The 16,816-nt window shown below is 64.2% G+C and carries 19 protein-coding genes; 3 read left to right on the top strand and 16 right to left on the bottom strand.

The features are described from left to right. Nucleotides 1-1,209 carry an ABC transporter permease gene (locus LMJ30_RS12520; RefSeq protein WP_229433008.1) on the top strand — a complete coding sequence of 403 codons (1,209 nt, stop codon included), beginning with the start codon at nt 1-3 and terminating at the stop codon, nt 1,207-1,209. On the opposite strand, the gene LMJ30_RS12515 is transcribed toward LMJ30_RS12520, so the two are convergent. Together LMJ30_RS12515 and LMJ30_RS12510 are read right to left on the bottom strand one after the other, a co-directional pair. Then, complete coding sequence (locus LMJ30_RS12515) at nt 1,195-1,815, bottom strand: YdeI/OmpD-associated family protein (protein ID WP_229432670.1); 621 nt, start codon at nt 1,813-1,815, stop codon at nt 1,195-1,197. The two genes, LMJ30_RS12520 and LMJ30_RS12515, sit on opposite strands and share 15 nt — an antisense overlap. Before the next feature lie 24 nt (nt 1,816-1,839). After that, a complete protein-coding gene (locus LMJ30_RS12510; RefSeq protein ID WP_229432669.1) occupies nt 1,840-2,439 on the bottom strand; it encodes a CGNR zinc finger domain-containing protein in 600 nt (199 codons plus the stop codon). Between the two features lie 136 nt (nt 2,440-2,575). On the opposite strand from LMJ30_RS12510, the gene LMJ30_RS12505 reads away from it, so the two are divergent. Both LMJ30_RS12505 and LMJ30_RS12500 read left to right on the top strand, forming a co-directional pair. Beyond that, complete coding sequence (locus LMJ30_RS12505; protein WP_229432668.1) at nt 2,576-3,490, top strand: alpha/beta fold hydrolase; 915 nt, start codon at nt 2,576-2,578, stop codon at nt 3,488-3,490. Between the two features lie 39 nt (nt 3,491-3,529). Further along, complete coding sequence (locus LMJ30_RS12500; RefSeq protein WP_229432667.1) at nt 3,530-4,954, top strand: DUF389 domain-containing protein; 1,425 nt, start codon at nt 3,530-3,532, stop codon at nt 4,952-4,954. 11 nt (nt 4,955-4,965) lie between these two features. Here LMJ30_RS12500 and LMJ30_RS12495 read toward each other — a convergent pair whose 3' ends face one another. The 14 genes from LMJ30_RS12495 to LMJ30_RS12430 form a co-directional block, all read right to left on the bottom strand. Further along, nucleotides 4,966-5,586 (bottom strand): phasin family protein, encoded by a 621-nt coding sequence (locus LMJ30_RS12495; RefSeq protein WP_229432666.1) that lies wholly within the window; start codon nt 5,584-5,586, stop codon nt 4,966-4,968. A 230-nt stretch (nt 5,587-5,816) separates the two neighbouring features. Continuing rightward, a complete protein-coding gene (locus LMJ30_RS12490) occupies nt 5,817-7,175 on the bottom strand; it encodes a TrkH family potassium uptake protein (protein ID WP_229432665.1) in 1,359 nt (452 codons plus the stop codon). After that, on the bottom strand, nt 7,172-7,822 hold the full coding sequence (locus LMJ30_RS12485) for a potassium channel family protein (RefSeq protein ID WP_229432664.1): 651 nt from the start codon (nt 7,820-7,822) through the stop codon (nt 7,172-7,174). Before LMJ30_RS12485 ends, LMJ30_RS12490 begins: the two co-directional genes overlap by 4 nt. A 66-nt stretch (nt 7,823-7,888) precedes the next feature. Further along, the gene (locus LMJ30_RS12480; RefSeq protein ID WP_229432663.1) at nt 7,889-8,776 is read right to left on the bottom strand and encodes an ion transporter; all 888 of its coding nucleotides are present in this window, start codon (nt 8,774-8,776) and stop codon (nt 7,889-7,891) included. Beyond that, the gene (locus tag LMJ30_RS12475) at nt 8,773-9,198 is read right to left on the bottom strand and encodes a VOC family protein (RefSeq protein ID WP_229433007.1); all 426 of its coding nucleotides are present in this window, start codon (nt 9,196-9,198) and stop codon (nt 8,773-8,775) included. The genes LMJ30_RS12480 and LMJ30_RS12475 overlap by 4 nt, the downstream gene beginning before the upstream one ends. 7 nt (nt 9,199-9,205) lie before the next feature. Next, entirely contained in the window at nt 9,206-9,757 is a 552-nt protein-coding gene (locus LMJ30_RS12470; RefSeq protein WP_229432662.1) for an NADPH-dependent FMN reductase, read from the bottom strand. 68 nt (nt 9,758-9,825) lie between these two features. Continuing rightward, complete coding sequence (locus LMJ30_RS12465) at nt 9,826-10,134, bottom strand: hypothetical protein (RefSeq protein ID WP_229432661.1); 309 nt, start codon at nt 10,132-10,134, stop codon at nt 9,826-9,828. Between the two features lie 3 nt (nt 10,135-10,137). After that, nucleotides 10,138-11,400 (bottom strand): MFS transporter, encoded by a 1,263-nt coding sequence (locus LMJ30_RS12460; RefSeq protein WP_229432660.1) that lies wholly within the window; start codon nt 11,398-11,400, stop codon nt 10,138-10,140. A gap of 81 nt (nt 11,401-11,481) precedes the next feature. Continuing rightward, a complete protein-coding gene (gene ispF / locus LMJ30_RS12455) occupies nt 11,482-11,997 on the bottom strand; it encodes a 2-C-methyl-D-erythritol 2,4-cyclodiphosphate synthase (protein ID WP_229432659.1) in 516 nt (171 codons plus the stop codon). Between the two features lie 28 nt (nt 11,998-12,025). Next, nucleotides 12,026-12,715 (bottom strand): 2-C-methyl-D-erythritol 4-phosphate cytidylyltransferase, encoded by a 690-nt coding sequence (gene ispD, locus LMJ30_RS12450; protein ID WP_371873003.1) that lies wholly within the window; start codon nt 12,713-12,715, stop codon nt 12,026-12,028. Nucleotides 12,716-12,793: 78 nt separating this feature from the next. Then, on the bottom strand, nt 12,794-13,354 hold the full coding sequence (locus LMJ30_RS12445; protein WP_229432657.1) for an NUDIX domain-containing protein: 561 nt from the start codon (nt 13,352-13,354) through the stop codon (nt 12,794-12,796). Between the two features lie 120 nt (nt 13,355-13,474). Next, entirely contained in the window at nt 13,475-13,798 is a 324-nt protein-coding gene (locus LMJ30_RS12440; protein ID WP_229432656.1) for a DUF2818 family protein, read from the bottom strand. A gap of 3 nt (nt 13,799-13,801) precedes the next feature. Next, the gene (gene nuoN / locus LMJ30_RS12435) at nt 13,802-15,295 is read right to left on the bottom strand and encodes an NADH-quinone oxidoreductase subunit NuoN (RefSeq protein WP_229432655.1); all 1,494 of its coding nucleotides are present in this window, start codon (nt 15,293-15,295) and stop codon (nt 13,802-13,804) included. A gap of 9 nt (nt 15,296-15,304) precedes the next feature. After that, nucleotides 15,305-16,795 (bottom strand): NADH-quinone oxidoreductase subunit M, encoded by a 1,491-nt coding sequence (locus LMJ30_RS12430; RefSeq protein WP_229432654.1) that lies wholly within the window; start codon nt 16,793-16,795, stop codon nt 15,305-15,307. Nucleotides 16,796-16,816 lie beyond the last annotated feature (21 nt).

The raw sequence follows: 16,816 nt of genomic DNA, 5'->3' as shown, positions 1-16,816 counted from the left end.
ATGCTCCTCAATGCGCTGTCACTGGCGCTGCGCTCGATCCACCGCAACATGCTGCGCTCCTTCCTGACCGTTCTTGGCATTGTGATCGGGGTGAGCGCGGTCATAACGATGGTCACGCTAGGTAATGGCGCCACCCAGGCGGTGCAAAACCAGATCGCCAGCCTTGGCAGCAACCTGCTGATGGTACGCACCGGGCAACGCCTGGGCTTCGGCGGCGGCGGCGGGGGTGCGCCGGCCTTCAAAGAGGCCGATGCGGCAGCGATCGCCGCCGAGATCGGCGGCATCAACGCGGTGGCGCCTGAGGCGCGCACCAGCGCCACCGTGGTTGCCAACGGCCGCAACTGGACCACCAGCGTGGTTGGCAGCAGCAACGCCTGGTTCGACACCAACAATTGGCGGCTGGCGGCCGGACGCCGCTTCGAGGAAGCCGAGCTCCAGACCGGCGCGGCCGTTTGCGTGATCGGTGAAACGGTACGTCGCGAAGTATTTGAATCGCGCAATGCACTGGGCGAACTCCTGCGCGTCAGGCAATTTTCGTGCGAGGTCGTCGGCTTCCTGGCGGCCAAGGGACAAGCCGCGATGGGCAATGACCAGGACGACGTCGTGATGATGCCGCTGCATACCTTTCAGCGCCGCGTCGCCGGAAACCTGCGGGTCTCGACACTGCTCGTGTCGATGAAAGACGGTGCCGACAGTGCGAGCGTGAAAGCCAGCCTCGGCCAGTTGCTGCGCGAGCGCCGCAAGCTGGCCCCGGACGACGAAGACAATTTCAACGTGCTCGACACCAAACAGCTCGCCGAAACAATTTCAAGCACCACCAGGGTAATGACCACCCTGCTCGGAGCGGTGGCGGCGGTCAGCCTGCTCGTCGGGGGCATCGGCATCATGAATATCATGCTGGTCAGCGTCACCGAACGCACGCGCGAGATCGGCTTGCGCCTGGCAATCGGCGCCCTGGAGCGCGACGTGCTGGCGCAATTCCTGATTGAAGCGGTGGTGCTCGCGGCCTTGGGCGGATTGATCGGCATAATGCTTGCCACCGCGGCGTCGGTCGTGCTGGCCAGGGTGATGGATGTGCCGTATCTGTTCAATCCGTCGATCAATTTGTTTTCGTTCCTGTTCGCGGCGGCGATTGGCGTGCTGTTCGGATACTTCCCCGCACGCCGCGCCGCACTGATGGATCCGATCGAGGCGCTACGGCACGAATGAATCCTGCGCCCGCGCGCCTTGAGGATAGATCGTTTCACCCCGCGCGAGCATTGACGCAAATTGTGCAATCTTGCGCGCGCGTGTTTCAGGCTTCTTGGCGGTCTGGATGCGAAACAGCACGGCATAGCGGTTTTGCGCGCTGACAGTGGCGAAGAATTCAGCCGCGCCGGGATGGGCGTCGAAAGCCGCTTGCAAGTCCGGTGGCACGCCGGACTTGCTGGCCGGCTCGTATGCCGCATCCCAGCGTCCATCCGCGCGCGCGCGTTCGATGGCGGCAAGGCCTGCCGGCTGCATCTTACCTTCGTCGATGTAGCGCAGTGCGCTGTCACGGTTGACCTTTGACCAGATGCCGCCAGGCTTGCGGGACGTCCAGCGCTGCGCCCAGTAATGGTCGCCGGCGCTTTTCTTGAGGGCGTCGATCCAGCCGAAGCACAGCGCTACCTCCAGCGCCTCCGGGTGCGACACCGATGCCTCGGGCGCCCCCTTCCTGGCGTGCCGAACCCAGACGCCGGCTGACTTGTCGTGATGCTGCGCCAGCCATTGCGCCCACTCGGCTTGCGAGCCGATGTGCATGGCCGTGCTGCTGTCGCTTCCGTCTGCTGCCATATCGTCCCCTGAGCGAAGGTCATTTTACGCTGCGCTGGCCGCAGCGCGCTTGCGGAACTGAGCCGCTTTGACCCTGTTACCGCACAAGGTCATGCTGCACCAGCGCCGCCGGTGCGCTTTGGTGCGATCGTAGAACCACAACACGCAGTCGGGATGTTCGCACTGCTTGACCAGGCTGAAGTCGCCTTCGGCCAGCAGTTGGGCGACGCTCTCGGCCAGCGCGCCGGTTATTTGGGTCGCTGCGTCCGCGTCCGGCGTCCGGGTGAGCACCACTGTGCCGTCGGCGTCGACGCCGACATGGGGCGCGCTGCGGCTGGCGTGGAGGTAGCGGTTCAATGGCGCCGGGTCGATCGCCTGCCCCTGTTTACGTTGCTCGATCAATTCGCGCGCGATGGCCCGGACCGCCTTAGCGTCCCTCAACAAACCTGCCTGGTCTTCAAGCGAGGCATCGGCCGGCGGCGCGATGCCCTTACGGCGGCACCACTCCAGCACATCGGCTCCCGTTTTCCAGAAGTCGATCTCGTTGGCGCCACAACCGGCCTGCGTATTGAGCAAGTCCATTGCCGGGTGATCGCCCACCATCACGAAAGGACCCGCATCTACCCCGGTCTGTTGCACAGTCATGTCGACGCTCCTTAGTAACCATTGAAAATAGAATTGACAGGTTACGCGACACGGACTATTCTGGAATCAAGTAACCTGTTCAATTAAATTATACAGGTTATCGGCACCATATTCCATGTCATCAGAGGAGAACACCATGCAGAGCCCAGCCAACAACACCGTCGCCACGCTGTCGAATGTCCATCACAAAACGATGGAAGTCCAGGGAGTCAGCGTGTTTTACCGCGAAGCGGGTTCGCCTGATGCGCCAGACATCCTGTTACTGCACGGATTCGGCGCGTCATCGCACATGTTCCGCCACCTGATGACGCAGCTGTCAGACCGCTACCATGTCATCGCTCCCGACCTGCCCGGCTTCGGCCAGACCACCGTTCTGCCGGGCACGGCTTTCAACTACAACTTCGACACACTGGCCGCCGTCATCGAGGCCTTTACTGTCGCCAAGGGGATGGACCGCTACGCCATGTATGTGTTCGATTACGGCGCCCCCGTCGGCTGGCGCCTGGCGGTTAACAATCCAGCAAAAATCACCGCTGTTATTTCGCAGAACGGCAATGCCTATGAAGAAGGCCTCAGCGATGGCTGGGCCGAAGCGCGCACCGCCTGGGCCGATGCCAGTCCTGCCAACCGAGACGCGTTGCGCAAGTACAATTCGCCCGAGATGATCCAGTGGCAGTACACGCACGGGGTGCAAGATACGTCGCTGCTGGCGCCCGAAGGCTACCTGCTGGCGGCCGCCGCCGTCGATCGCATCGGTGTCGATGTCCAGGTCGACCTGCTGGTCGACTACCGCAACAACATCAAGCAGTATCCGCAAGTGCACGCGTTCTTCCGCCGCTACCAGCCCCCTACCCTCGCGATCTGGGGCAAGAATGACCCGTACTTCCTGCCGCCGGGCGCCGAAGCGTTCAAGCGCGACAACCCGCCCGCCGAAGTACGTTTCCTCGACACCGGCCACTTTGCGCTGGAGACGCATGGCGACGAAATAGCGGCAGCGATGCTGGAGTTCCTCGACCGCAACGTGGACAATCAGGCTTACCCTTCACGTTGACCCGCAGGGTGCTGGTAATCGAAGCGGTCGCTTGCCGTGATGCCGCAGTGCTATCATGCCGGGTCAGCGACCTCGACCGTAAAGAAGAAAGCCAGCACCATGCTCGACAAGATGAAGCAGTTGTTCGACCTGCGCCAGGACCAGTGCGAGTTCCCGGTAATCGACGCCGCGATCCGTTCCGGCGTGCGCATCGGCGGCACCAATATGTGGGTGCTGATCTTTGCGATCCTGATCGCTTCCGTCGGGCTCAACGTCAACTCCACCGCGGTCATCATCGGGGCCATGCTGATCTCGCCGCTGATGCGCCCGATCCTGGGCATCGGCTACGGCGCCGCGATCAGTGACCACCGGCTGATCCGCACTGCCGCACGCAGCCTGGCCATTTTCGCAGTGCTGAGCATCGTGACCTCGACGCTATACTTCCTGGCCAGCCCGCTCGAACACGCCCAGTCCGAACTGCTGGCGCGCACGACCCCGACACTCTGGGATGTGCTGATCGCCTTCTTTGGCGGATGCGCCGGCATCATCGCCCAGACCCGGCGCGATGAATCGACCGTGATTCCGGGTGCGGCCATCGCGACGGCGCTGATGCCGCCACTCTGCACCGCCGGCTATGGGCTGGCGACATTACACTGGGATTATTTTCTCGGCGCGAGCTATCTGTTCCTGATCAACGCATTCTTCATTGCGCTGTCGACTTACGTGTTCGTCAAGCTGATGGGATTTCCCGAGCACGAGGAAGCCGACAAGCGCCTGCAGCGGCGCGCCCACTTTGCGATCGCGCTGGCCGTGCTGGCGCTGGCCATCCCCAGTGGCTTCCTGGCTTACCGGCTGGTGCAGGACCAGGTCTTCCTGGCGGCCAGCAAGCAAGTACTGCTGGAACTCGACAAGCAGCCAGGGGCAATTTTGCTGACGAAGGACGTGTCTGTTCCGCTGCGCCGCGTGGCTGTCACGATCGGCGGGGAACCGCTGGCGGCCAGCGTGCAGGACCGGCTGTCGCACGACTTGCATAAATCCGGCTTCCTGAACGCCAAACTGGTGGTGCGCCATGTCGGCAATGAGAAAATCGACCTGGCCTCGCTGCGCGACCAGTTGCGGCGCGACCTGTACGACAGCACCGTCGAACAGCTGGAGGACCGGGCGACCAAACTCGATGCCATGGCGCTGCGCCTGGCCAAGCTGGAAGAGGCAAAAGTCCAGCAAGGAAGAATTATTGCCGAGACCATGGCGCAATACCCAACGATCACCCAGGTCTCGGTCACCGCTGGCGCCAGCGCCGTGAAGGCCGGCCCTGGCGTCGAGCCGGTAACGCTGGTGGTGGTCGAATCATCGCCGGCGCTACCCGAGGAAGAACTCGAACGCATTCGCGCCGGGCTGAAAATCAGGCTGGACGGCGCCAACGTACGGCTCGTCCAGCTGACGCCGCCTGCGCCGGTCAACGCGAAGCGCGCCAGGCGCGGATAACCGGCCCGCGCTCAGGTTTCGCGGCGTGCGCCGGTGGCGCCAGCGCCGGTCTTGCTGCCCTGAACCGGAATATTGCCCTCGCCACCGGTGCTGCCTTGCGCGCTGCCCGGGCTGGAACTTTGCATGCTGGCGCCGCCGCGCATCTGTTCACCGCCGTTGCCGCGCATCTGGCCGTCGCCGGTCTTGAACGGGTCGGTGAACTTGCGCATCGTTTCCTGCTGGTTGCGCATGTTACGGTCGGTTTCTTCCGACGCCACCCGTGCGACTTCGTCGGCCAGCGCGCGCGCCGTGCGGCTGGTCTCCTGCACATGCTGCTCGGTGACGCGCGCCAGTTCGACCTGGGCGTCGGCGGCAACGCGCGAAATGTGCTGTTGGTACGCACGCAGCTTGTCGGTGGCTGGCTGGGCGCGCGATGCGGCCGCGCTGATCACGTCGGTCTGGCGGTCGGCGGTAAGCAGCGAGTTACTGGCCAGGGTGCCCTCTTCGAGCATGGTCTGGGTTAGCTGGATGTTCAGGTCGCAAAGCTGCTGGAATGAACGGAACAGCGATTTGGACATGTCATTCATGAACGCTGCCTGTGCATCGAGATGGCTTCGGACTGCTGGGGTTACGGACTGGGAAAATGGAAACATTAGAGTCGCCTCAATTTAGTTAGTTTGAAGATGACTGCGGAGGGGAGCGCACGCAGCCGGTCAAGGCGCGCCGCATGCCGTCCGCAACGGGCGGTGAGAAAACCGGATTGCCTGCCGATCGGGGGCGGCCAGGGTATCGTCTTCAGCACGAACTACAAGGCTAGGCGCTAGGGGCTGGCGCCGTTTGACAGGTGTCAATGGTGCGGCCTTCGCTTGGCGGCGGGGGGCCGCTAGCCGATGTTGATGCGTCCGCTGGGGTACTGGATGGCGGCGCTGCGCCGCGTTGCAAGCAGGAATGCGAGGGTCAGCGGGCCGACCCGGCCCACCATCATCATCAGCATCACGAGGGCCTGGCCGGGCACGCTCAGGTTGGGCGTGAGCCCGCGCGACAGCCCCGAGGTGGCGAAGGCCGACACCGCTTCGAACGCGATGTCGAGGAACGCGCCCTGCTCCGTAATCGCCAGCAGGAAGGTGCCGATCATGGCGCCGAATACCGAAATGGTCGCGATGGCGAGGGCGCGCAGGATCACGGTCGAATCGAGGCTGCGCCCGAAGATCACAGGCTGGTGGTCGGCGCGCAGGAACGAGCGGGTTGCCAGTACGAGTACGATGAAGGTCCCGAGCTTGATGCCGCCGGCGGTCGAGCCGCTGCCGCCGCCGATGAACATCAGCGCCATGGTCAGCAAGGCGGTGGCCGGCTGCAGGCTGGCCACATCGAGGGTGTTGAAGCCGGCGCTGCGCGGCACCGCGCCATGGAACCAGGCGGCCCACAGCTTGTCGGCGGCGCCGGGCAGCTGGCCGAGCGTGGCGGGGTTGCCGTATTCGAGCGCGAGCACCGCCAGCATCGCCACCAGGTTGAGCACCAGGGTTCCCACCAGCATGACCTTGGTATGCAGCGCATAGTCGCGGAAGCGGCGCTTGCGAATGAGGTCGGCGACCACCACGAAGCCCAGGCCGCCGCTGATGAACAGGAGCGAGATGACCAGGTTGACCAGCGGGTTGCCGGCGTAGGCGACCAGGCTGTCGGCGCGCAGCGCGAAGCCGGCGTTGTTGAATGCCGACACCGCGTGGAACAGGCTGTGGAACAGGCCGCGCTGCCAGCCCATGTCGGGCACCCATTGGATGGCCAGCAACAGCGTACCGGCGATTTCCATGATGGCGGTAAAGCCGAACATCATGCGCAGCAGGTGGCGCATGTCTTCCTGCCCGGGCTGGTTGAGCGCTTCGCTGACCGCCGCGCGATGCCCGAGCGACATGCGGTCGCGCATCAGGTAGATGATAAACATGCCGAAGGTCATCACGCCAAGGCCGCCGGCCTGCATCAGCACCAGCAGCACCGACTGGCCGAACAGCGTGAAATGGGTGCCGGTATCGACCACGACCAGCCCGGTGACGGTCGACGCCGACACGGCGGTAAACAGGGCCTGGGTCCAGCTGGTGCCATGATGGCTGGCGATGGGCAGCTTGAGCAGCAGCGCACCGGCCAGGGCCAGCCCGATGAACGACAGCAGCAGCGCCTGCGGCGGCGTCAGGCTGCGCACGCGCTTTTCGACCAGCCCCGCAAGGCTGGCGCCGGGCGCTTGCCTCATAAGTACTTCGAGACCTTGCGCAGCCGCGCCAGGGTGCCGAGCAGCACAATCTGGTCGCCCAGCTCGAAGCGGTGCGCCGCGGGCGGCGGCGCCAGCACCATGCCGCGGTTGCGGATCACCAGGCACTTGATGTCGTGCTCGTCCAGGTGCAGGGCCTCGATCGTCTTGCCCTGCAGGCATTCCGACGCGCTTACTTCGGAGATGAACTGGTCGTCGCCCAGGTTGATGTAGTCCAGCACGTGCGGGTACGTCAGCGTGCGCGCCACGCGCAGGCCGATTTCGTGTTCGGGATTGACGATGTGGTCGGCGCCGAGCTTTTCGAGGATCTTGTGGTGGTTGGCGTTCAGCGCCTTGGCCCAGACCTGGGGGGCGCCCATGTTCTTGACCACCAGCGTGGTCAGGATGTTGGCCTCGATGTCCTCGCCGATGGCAACCACCACCACGTCGGACTCGTGCACGCCCAGCTCGCGCAGTACGCGCTCGTCGCGCGCATCGGCGATGACGGCCCGGTCAAGCTGGTCGGCCAGCGCACCGACCCGCGTGGCGTTGGTGTCGATGCCCAGCACCTCGATACCGAGGCGGGTCAGTTCCAGCGCAACGGTCGACCCGAACGCACCCAGTCCAACAACGGTGGCATTACCCTTCATTCAGCTTCCTTGTGATCCGCACGGCTGTGCGCGGCAGAAGGATAGCATGCCGGGGCGCCGCACCGCTCAGTCGACCTGGTAGCGCGGCAGCGCCGTGCCGCAGTCCGAGCAGTACCTGGCCTCAGGCTCGTGGCCTTCGCTCAGGCAGGCCGGGCAGGTACGGGTGGTGGGCGGCCTGCGCCCCATCCGCAGGGACGTCATCTCGGCGGTCACGATGCCGGTCGGCACGGCCAGGATGCCCCAGCCAAGCAGCATCATGAACGAGGCAATCATCTTGCCGATCGCGGTCTGCGGCACCACGTCGCCGTAGCCCACGGTGGTCATGGTGACGGTGGCCCAGTACATCGCCATCGGGATGCTGGTATAGCCGTTTTCCGGCCCCTCGACGACATACATGATGGTGCCGAAGATCAGCACCGCCATCAGCACGGTCGACAGGAATACCAGGATCTTGCGCGCGCTGGCGCGCAGCGCACGCGCCAGCATCGTGTATTCGGCCACGTAGTGCGTCAGCTTGAGGATGCGGAAGATGCGCAGCAGGCGCAGGATGCGGATGTCGAGGAACACCGCCGCCTCGGGCATGAACAGGGCGAAGTAAGTGGGCAGCACCGACAGCAGGTCGATGATGCCGAAGAAACTGGTGGCATAGCGCAGCGGCCGGCGCACGCAGGCCAGGCGGGCGATGTACTCGGCCGAGAACAGCAGGGTGAAGCCCCACTCCAGAACGCTCATGGCGGGGCCGTAGCGCTGCGCGACGGCGGCCACGCTGTCGGCCAGCACCACCGCGATGCTCAGCAGGATGATGACGATCAACGCGATGTCGAACCGCCGGCCGGCGGTGGTGTCGGCCTCGAAAATGATGGTGTAGAGCCGGCGCCGCAAGCCGGCGTCCGGCTTGCCGAACTCGACCAGCGTCTCAAACCCGGCGGGCGCTGGCTTTGCTTCGGCTTTCATGGACCCTGGTGTCCGGCCTGCCAGGCCGGCCCCTTCAGTTCGAGCGTGTTGCCCTCGGGATCTTGCAGGTACACGGACGGCCCTTCTCCTTGGGCACCGTAGCGCGATTCGACCGGGCCGCACGCCACTCCCGCGGCGCCGAGGTGGGCGCGGATCGCGGCCTCGTCGAAGGGCTCGACCCGGAAACAGACGTGGTCGAGGTTGCGCCCCTCCCGGCCCGGCGCGGCGCCGCCTTGCCTGCCGAGCTTGCCGTCGACCGGCACCAGGTCGACCAGCGCACTGCCCGCGCGCAGTTGCACCAGGCCGATCTCGTCCTGGCGGCGCTCGACCGAACAGCCGAGCACGTCGCAGTAGAAGCGGGTCATCGCATCGAGGTCGGCGACCCGCAGGACGATATGGTCGATGTGGCGGATGCGGATCATGCGCGGCTCAGTCGGCGTGGCGTTCGACCCAGCTGTCGAAGGCGTCGACAAATTTTTGCAGGAAGCCGCGCGTCGAGTCGTTGTTCAGCTGGTCGCCGTCGTATTGCCCGGCGATATTGCCGAGATAAGCTTCCGGCTGCTGCATGGCAGGCATGTTGAGGAAGACCAGCGACTGGCGCAGGTGGTGGTTGGCCCCGAACCCGGCCAGCGCGCCCGGCGACACGCTGACGATGGCGCATGGCAGGCCGGTCCACGCGCTGTGCCCGTACGGGCGCGAGCCGACGTCGATGGCGTTTTTCAGCACGGCCGGCACCGAACGGTTGTACTCGGGCGTGCAGAACAGCACGCCGTCGAACTGCTTGATCTTTTCGCGGAACTCGACATAGGTGGCCGGCGGGTTCTCGTCGTCATCCTGGTTGTACATCGGCAGCTGGCCGATTTCGACGATCTCCATCTCCAGGGTGGACGGCGCCAACAGCATCAGGGTTTTAGCGACTTTGCGGTTGTACGATTCCTTGCGCAAGCTGCCGACAATAACGGCGATCTTTCTCGTTGCCATGACGCTCCTTCTCTATGTCTGTAAAGAACGTTAATAGTAACCATTTTTGCATCGGCGTGCCGTCCAGTCTAAATCCGTCCGCGCCTGAAATGCGCCAGGAAGGCCCGCGCCTGGGCCTTGGTCAGCACCACCACCGGGTCGCCGTGCCACGCATACAGAAACGGCCTGCCGCCCAGGCGGTCGGTCAGCCTGGCGTTGACAAGGAAGCGGGTGCCAGGCGGGTACACGGCGGGGTCGCGCATGCTGCGCGCGCACTGCACCCGCATCGTCGGCGCGAAGGCCTGCCCCGCCATCGGCCGGATCGCAAGGGCGCCGGTGCGCGGGTCGGCCACCGATTCGACCGCCACCTCGCGGTAGGCGTGCACGTCGCGCGCCACGGCTTATGCCTTGGCGACGGCCGGCGCGCGCACCACAGGCGCTTCGCGGATCGGCAGGTTGATCAGCGCGGCGCCAAGGGCCAGCACGATGTCGGCGTACCACATCCAGGTGTAGTCGCCGTAGGTGACGAAGGACAGGCCGCCCAGCCAGGCGCCAAAGAAGCCGCCGATCTGGTGCGACAGCAGGGTCAGGCCGAACAAGGTGGACAGGTAGCGCATGCCGAACAGCTTGCCCACCAGTCCCGCCGTTGGCGGCACGGTGGCCAGCCAGGTGAAGCCGAGGGCAGCGGCCAGCATGTAGAAGGTCATCGGCGTCTTCGGCGCCAGCAGGTACAGGCCGATGATGACGGCGCGCGCGCCGTAGGTCAGCGCGAGGATCGACTTCATCCGGTAGCGGGTGCTCAGCGCACCGGCACTGAGGCTGCCGGCGATGTTAAACAGGCCGATCAGCGCAAGCGCGGACGCCGACACGCCGGCCGGCAGGCCGCACAGCGCGACTTCGCCCGGCAGGTGGGTGACCAGGAAGGCGATGTGGAAGCCGCAAGTGAAGAAGCCCAGGTGCAGGTACAGGTAGCTGCGGTCGCGCAGCGCGATTTTCAGCTGTTCGCCAAGGCCGATGCCAGCTGCGGCAGGCGCCGGCGCAGGCGTTGCCTCGCTCACGGCCACCTGCAGCGCCGGCTTCGCCTTGCGCGAACGCAGCGGCCACGCCAGCGGAATGGTCAGCAGCGAGGTTGCGGCCATGGTCAGCATCGCCGCGGCCCAGCCGGTGCTCGCAATGATCGCCTGCATCAGCGGCGCGAATACGAACTGGCCGAACGAGCCTCCGGCGTTGATGAAGCCAGCCGCGAACGGACGCTTGTTGGCCGGCAGGCGCTGCGCGGTGGCGCCGATCAGGATCGAAAAACTGCCCGCCCCGGCGCCTGCGGCGCTGAGGATGCCCATCGTGATAATCAGGCCCCATTCGGATGAAACGAATGGCGTGGCCGCCAGGCCTGCGGCCAGCATGACGCCACCCAGCACGATCACGCGCCCCGAACCGTACTTGTCTGCCACCGCGCCGAACACCGGCTGCGCCGCGCCCCACATGAACTGGCCGATCGCCAGTGCGAAGCTGACGGTGGCGATGCCAAGCCCGGTCGCGGTGTTGATCGGCGAGAGGAACAGGCCCGAAGTGAGGCGCGCGCCCATCGTGATCATCAGGATCGCGGAGGCCGTGAGGATCAGCATCCAGGCGGCGCGCGGGGTCATTTCGGGTTGGTTGGGCATCGGGCGGTCCGGTATTTTTATCAGGCGGGTCGTTCCCGCGACGGGCTCGGCGCCCCCGCGGGAACCTATGCTGAGCTGGCGTTAAGCTGTCGCCGAGCGGATCAGCATCGCAACCGCTTCCGCCGCCATGCCCTCTTCCCGGCCAAGGTATCCCATCTTCTCGTTGGTCTTGGCCTTGATGTTCACCTGCTGCGGCGACACGCCGATGTCCTCGGCGATGCGCGACACCATCTGCGGGATATGCGGCGCCATCTTCGGCGCCTGCGCGATGATGGTCGCGTCGATGTTGCCGATCGTGTAGCCGGTGGCCACGACGCGGTGCGCCACTTCGCGCAGCAAGGTGCGCGAGTCGGCGCCGGCGAACATCGGGTCGGTGTCCGGGAAGTGCTTGCCGATGTCGCCCAGCGCGGCCGCGCCAAGCAGCGCATCGATCACCGCGTGCAGCAGCACGTCGGCGTCCGAGTGCCCCATCAGGCCGGTCTTGTGGGGGATCGTGACCCCGCCGACGATCAGCTTGCGGCCCTCGACAAGGGCGTGGCAGTCGTAGCCGGTCCCGATGCGAAACGGGGGAGTTGGATTGTAGGATGCAAGTGCCATGGTTCGTTCACATTCCAGAGTTAGTTCGTCACGACGCGGCCAGGTACATCTCGGCGATCCGGATGTCGGACGGCAGCGTCACTTTCAAATTGCGCGGGTGTCCTTCGACCAGCCGTGGCGCCAGGCCCATGGCCTCGATCGCGCTGGCGTCATCGGTCACCAGGTTCGGGTCGGTGGCGGCGGCCAGCGCCTCGCCCAGCAGCTTGTAGCGGAACATCTGCGGCGTCTGCGCCAGCCACAGGCCGTCGCGCGCCACCGTTTGTACTTCGCCGCCGCCGCTGCGCTTGACGGTGTCGACCACCGGCAGCGCCAGCAGGCCGCCAACCGGGTCGCTGCCGACCGTGGTAATCAGTTTTTCGATCAGCGCCGCGTCCAGCCCCGGGCGCGCGGCGTCGTGAACCAGCACCCAGTCGTCGCTGGCAATCGTGCCAGCGAGCGCCTGCAGGCCGTTCCTGATCGATTCCATCCGGGTCGCCCCGCCGCAGCGCAGCACGCTGACCGGGCCGTTTGGTGCGATGGCGTCGATATGCCCGTCATCGGGACTGACCACGACATAGGTGTGGCTGATCAGTCTACTGGACAGGAAGGCGTCGATGGTGTGGCGCAGCATCGGTTTGCCGCTGATCGGGAGATATTGTTTAGGTGCAGCCGCGGCCATCCGCGCGCCGACGCCGGCGGCCGGGATCAGGGCGAAATAACGCGGGGCTTGCTGTGTCATGGAGGTCATCTTGTTTGTCAGGCCAGTCTGATAAAGACTGTACCTCACCTGCACAAAGTTTGCAGGGGGGCCGCTGTTTTACGCCGCCGGCTGCCAGCTGCCGTCGAGGATCTTCTCGAGCCAGAACGCGCCGATGATGGTCTTGACGTCGGTGATCTGCCCGGCCTTGACCATGCTGAGCATTTCCGGGACGGTCGAGGTAAAGATTTCGAGGAATTCGCCGTCGTCGAGCTTTGCCTCGCCGGCGGCCAGGCCGCGCGCAAGGTAGATGTCGAGGTGCTCGTCGGAGTAAGCGATGGCGTTGTGGATAGTGCAGACGAATTGCCAGCTGGTCGCGGTGTAGCCGGTTTCCTCGACCAGTTCGCGCTTGGCGCATTCGAGGTGGTCCTCGCCCGGATCGATTTTACCGGCCGGGAATTCGATGAACTCGCGCCCCAGCGGATAACGGAACTGGCGCTCCAGCAGCACCCTGCCGTCGTCGAACAAAGGCAGGATGACGACCGCGCCGGGATGCTTGATGAATTCGCGGTCGGTGATCTTCCCGTCCGGGAGTTGGATGCGGTCCTTCGCCACTTTCAGGAAGCGGCCGTCGTACGCCATCCCGCCGTCAAGCCTCGTTTCCTTCAGCTTTGAATCCATGCACAGCTCCGAATTAAAATTCCAACTAACCTAAGAACCGTCATTCCCGCGCAGGCGGGAATCCATAGCACGTGAATTCGCAGGCGCTATAGGTTCCCGCCTGCGCGGGAATGACGGGGACTAGCGGCGGTGCTTGCGCAGGTAGCGCCAGACGAAACCCGGGAAGGCCAGCGTCACGAACAGGGGCACCGTGATCATGTAGAACTCCTTCACCTGGGTGAAGACGTTACCGATACGGGACTCGAGCAGGTACGCGCACGCGCCGACCACGAAGTATAAGACAAGCAGCTCGAACACGCGCACGAACGCATGTTTGGTGCGTTCAACGCCGGGTTCGCGCTGTTTGAGGGGGACCAGGCCGAAGACTTTCTCGGTCAGGAAAGGCAGGTTGGCGGCCGCCACTGCGAGGGCGATCACCAACCAGCTTGCAAGGGATACATCCATCTATTACGTCGACAGCGTGGTGAGCATCGCGTTGGTGCAGACGGTCAGCAGCGGGCCTGCGAACACGCCCAGCGCGACCACCGCAATGCCGTTCAACGACATCACGACGCGCATATCCGTTGGCGCCGCGATCACCGACACGTCGGCCGGTTCGTCGAACCACATGACCTTGACCACGCGCAGGTAGTAGAACGCGCCGATCAGCGAGAACAGCACCGCAAATACGGCCAGCCAGATTGCGCCGGTCGACAGTACCGATTCAAGCACCGTCAGCTTGGCCATGAAGCCCATCGCAGGCGGCACGCCGGCCAGCGAGAACATCATAAGCATCATCACGGTGGCGAACCACGGGCTGCGCTTGCCGAGGCCCTTGAAGTCGTTGATCTCTTCCGCTTCGAAGCCCGAACGGGCCAGCATCATGATCAGGCCGAAGGTGCCGACGGTGGTCAGGACGTAGGTGATCGAGTAGTACATCGCCGAGCTATAAGCCATTGCCGCGTTGCCAGCGTCCGCGCCAACCACGCCGGACATCAGGCCAAGCAGCACGAAGCCCATTTGCGCGATGGTCGAATAGGCCAGCATGCGCTTCATGTTGGTCTGGGCGATCGCGGTCAGGTTACCGATTGCCAGCGACATCACGGCCAGGACCATCAGCATCTGCTGCCAGTCGAAGGCCATGGCGCCCAGGCCTTCGGACAGCAGGCGCACGGCGATGGCGAAGGTCGCCAGCTTCGGCGCGCCGCCCAGCAGCAGGGTTACCGCCGTTGGCGAACCCTGGTAGACGTCAGGCACCCACATGTGGAAAGGAACCGCGCCAAGCTTGAAGGCCAGGCCTGCGACGATGAACACCAGGCCGAAGACCAGGATCGTGCGGCTTGCGGCGCCCGATTCGGCGGCGCGTGCGATCTCGCCGAGGTCGAGCGAGCCAGTCGCGCCGTACACCATCGAGATACCGTACAACAGGAAGCCGGAAGCCAGTGCGCCGAGGATGAAGTACTTCATCGCCGCTTCGGTCGATACCGCGTGGTCGCGGCGCAGCGCAACGAGTGCGTACAGCGACAGCGACATCAGTTCGAGGCCGAGGTAGATCGACAGCGCGCTGTTACCCGAGATCATGATCATCTGGCCCAGCATCGAGAACAGTGCAAGCACGTAGAACTCGCCGCCGAGGTTATCGGACATCATGTTACGTTCGGTCGCGTACTGGCGCGAGTACACCAGGGTCATGGCGACCGTCAGGTAGGTGAACAGCTTGAGCAGGTTCGACATCGGGTCGGACACGAACATGTTCGAGAACGTGTACACCGTTGCGCCGCTGTTGAAGTCGGCGAACGAGAAGACTGCGCAGCCGCCCAGCGCCAGAAGCGTCAGGTAGTAGGTGATGTTGCGCCTGGCCGCCGTGAGGAACATGTCGATCAACAGGATCGCCGATGCCGCCACCACCAGGAAAATCTCAGCGTAGACCGGGGCCAGGTTTGGATTGGTGAATTCGTTCATAGTCATTTCTTACGGAAGCTTCGATACGGAGACATGCTGGAGCAGGTCAGCGACCGAGGTTTGCATCGTGTCGGTAAATGGCGCCGGGTACAGGCCCATGTACAGCGTAGCGATAGCCAAAATGGCGAGCATGAAGAACTCGCGGCGGTTCAGGTCCACCAGGTCGGCCACGTGCGGGTTCGCCACTTCGCCGAACACCACGCGCTTGACCATCCACAGCGAGTACGCCGCGCCGAAGATCAGCGCCGTTGCGGCCAGCATGCCGATCCAGAAGTTGTACTCCACCGCGCCCAGGATCACCATGAACTCGCCGACGAAGCCGGAAGTCGCCGGCAGGCCCGCGTTAGCCATCGAGAACAGCACGAAGAACGCAGCGAACTTCGGCATGCGGTTGACGACGCCGCCGTAGTCGGCGATCTGGCGCGAGTGCATCTGGTCGTACAGCACGCCGATACACAGGAACATCGCGCCCGACACGAAGCCGTGCGAGATCATCTGGACGATACCGCCCTGCACCGACATGGTGTTAAACATGAAGAAGCCCAGGGTGACGAAGCCCATGTGCGCGATCGACGAATACGCGACCAGCTTTTTCATGTCCTTCTGTACCAGCGCCACCAGGCCGATGTAAATAACAGCGATCAGCGACAGCGTGATGATGAATGGCGCCATCGAGTGCGATGCGTCAGGGGTGATCGGCAGCGAGAAGCGCAGGAAACCGTATGCGCCCAGCTTCAGCATGATCGCCGCCAGCACTGCGGAGCCGCCGGTAGGCGCTTCCACGTGGACGTCCGGCAGCCAGGTGTGGACCGGGAACATCGGCACCTTGACAGCGAACGCCGCCAGGAAGGCGATGAAGATGAAGGTCTGCTCTTTCATCGTCAGCGGCAGCTTGTGCCACTCGAGGATGTCGAAGCTGCCGCCAGCTGCGTTGTACAGGTAGATGATCGCGACCAGCGTCAGCAGCGAGCCGAAGAAGGTGTAGAGGAAGAACTTGAACGACGCGTAGATGCGGTTGTCGCCGCCCCAGATACCGATGATGATGTACATCGGGATCAGGGTCGCTTCGAAGAAGAAGTAGAACAGCAGGCCGTCCATTGCGCAGAACACGCCGATCATCAGGCCCGACAGGATCAGGAAGGAACCCATGTACTGCGCCACGCGCTGCTGGATCACTTCCCATGCCGAGATGATGACGATGACGGTGATGAACGCGGTCAGCGGAATGAACCACAGCGACAGGCCGTCGATACCGAGGCTGTAGAAGATGTTGAAGCGGCCGATCCACGGCGCGCTTTCGACGAACTGCATGCCGTGCGCGGCGTTGTCGAAGTTGGACACCAGCGGGAACGTCGCCAGCAGGCTGATGATCGCGCCAGCCAGCGACAGCCAGCGGGTCATGCCAGCACGCTCATCACGGCCGATGGCCAGGATCACTACGCCGAACAGGACCGGGAGCCAGATCGCGAGACTCAGGTAAGGGAGGGAAGATTGCATCATATTATTGTCTTAGCTGGACGT

Origin of the sequence: Massilia agrisoli (genome assembly GCF_020831365.1) — a bacterium.
GTDB classification, from domain to species: Bacteria; Pseudomonadota; Gammaproteobacteria; order Burkholderiales; family Burkholderiaceae_D; genus Telluria_A; species Telluria_A agrisoli.
The sequence above is the reverse complement of the archived record's forward strand: the minus strand, read 5'-3'. Positions and strand labels throughout refer to the sequence as shown.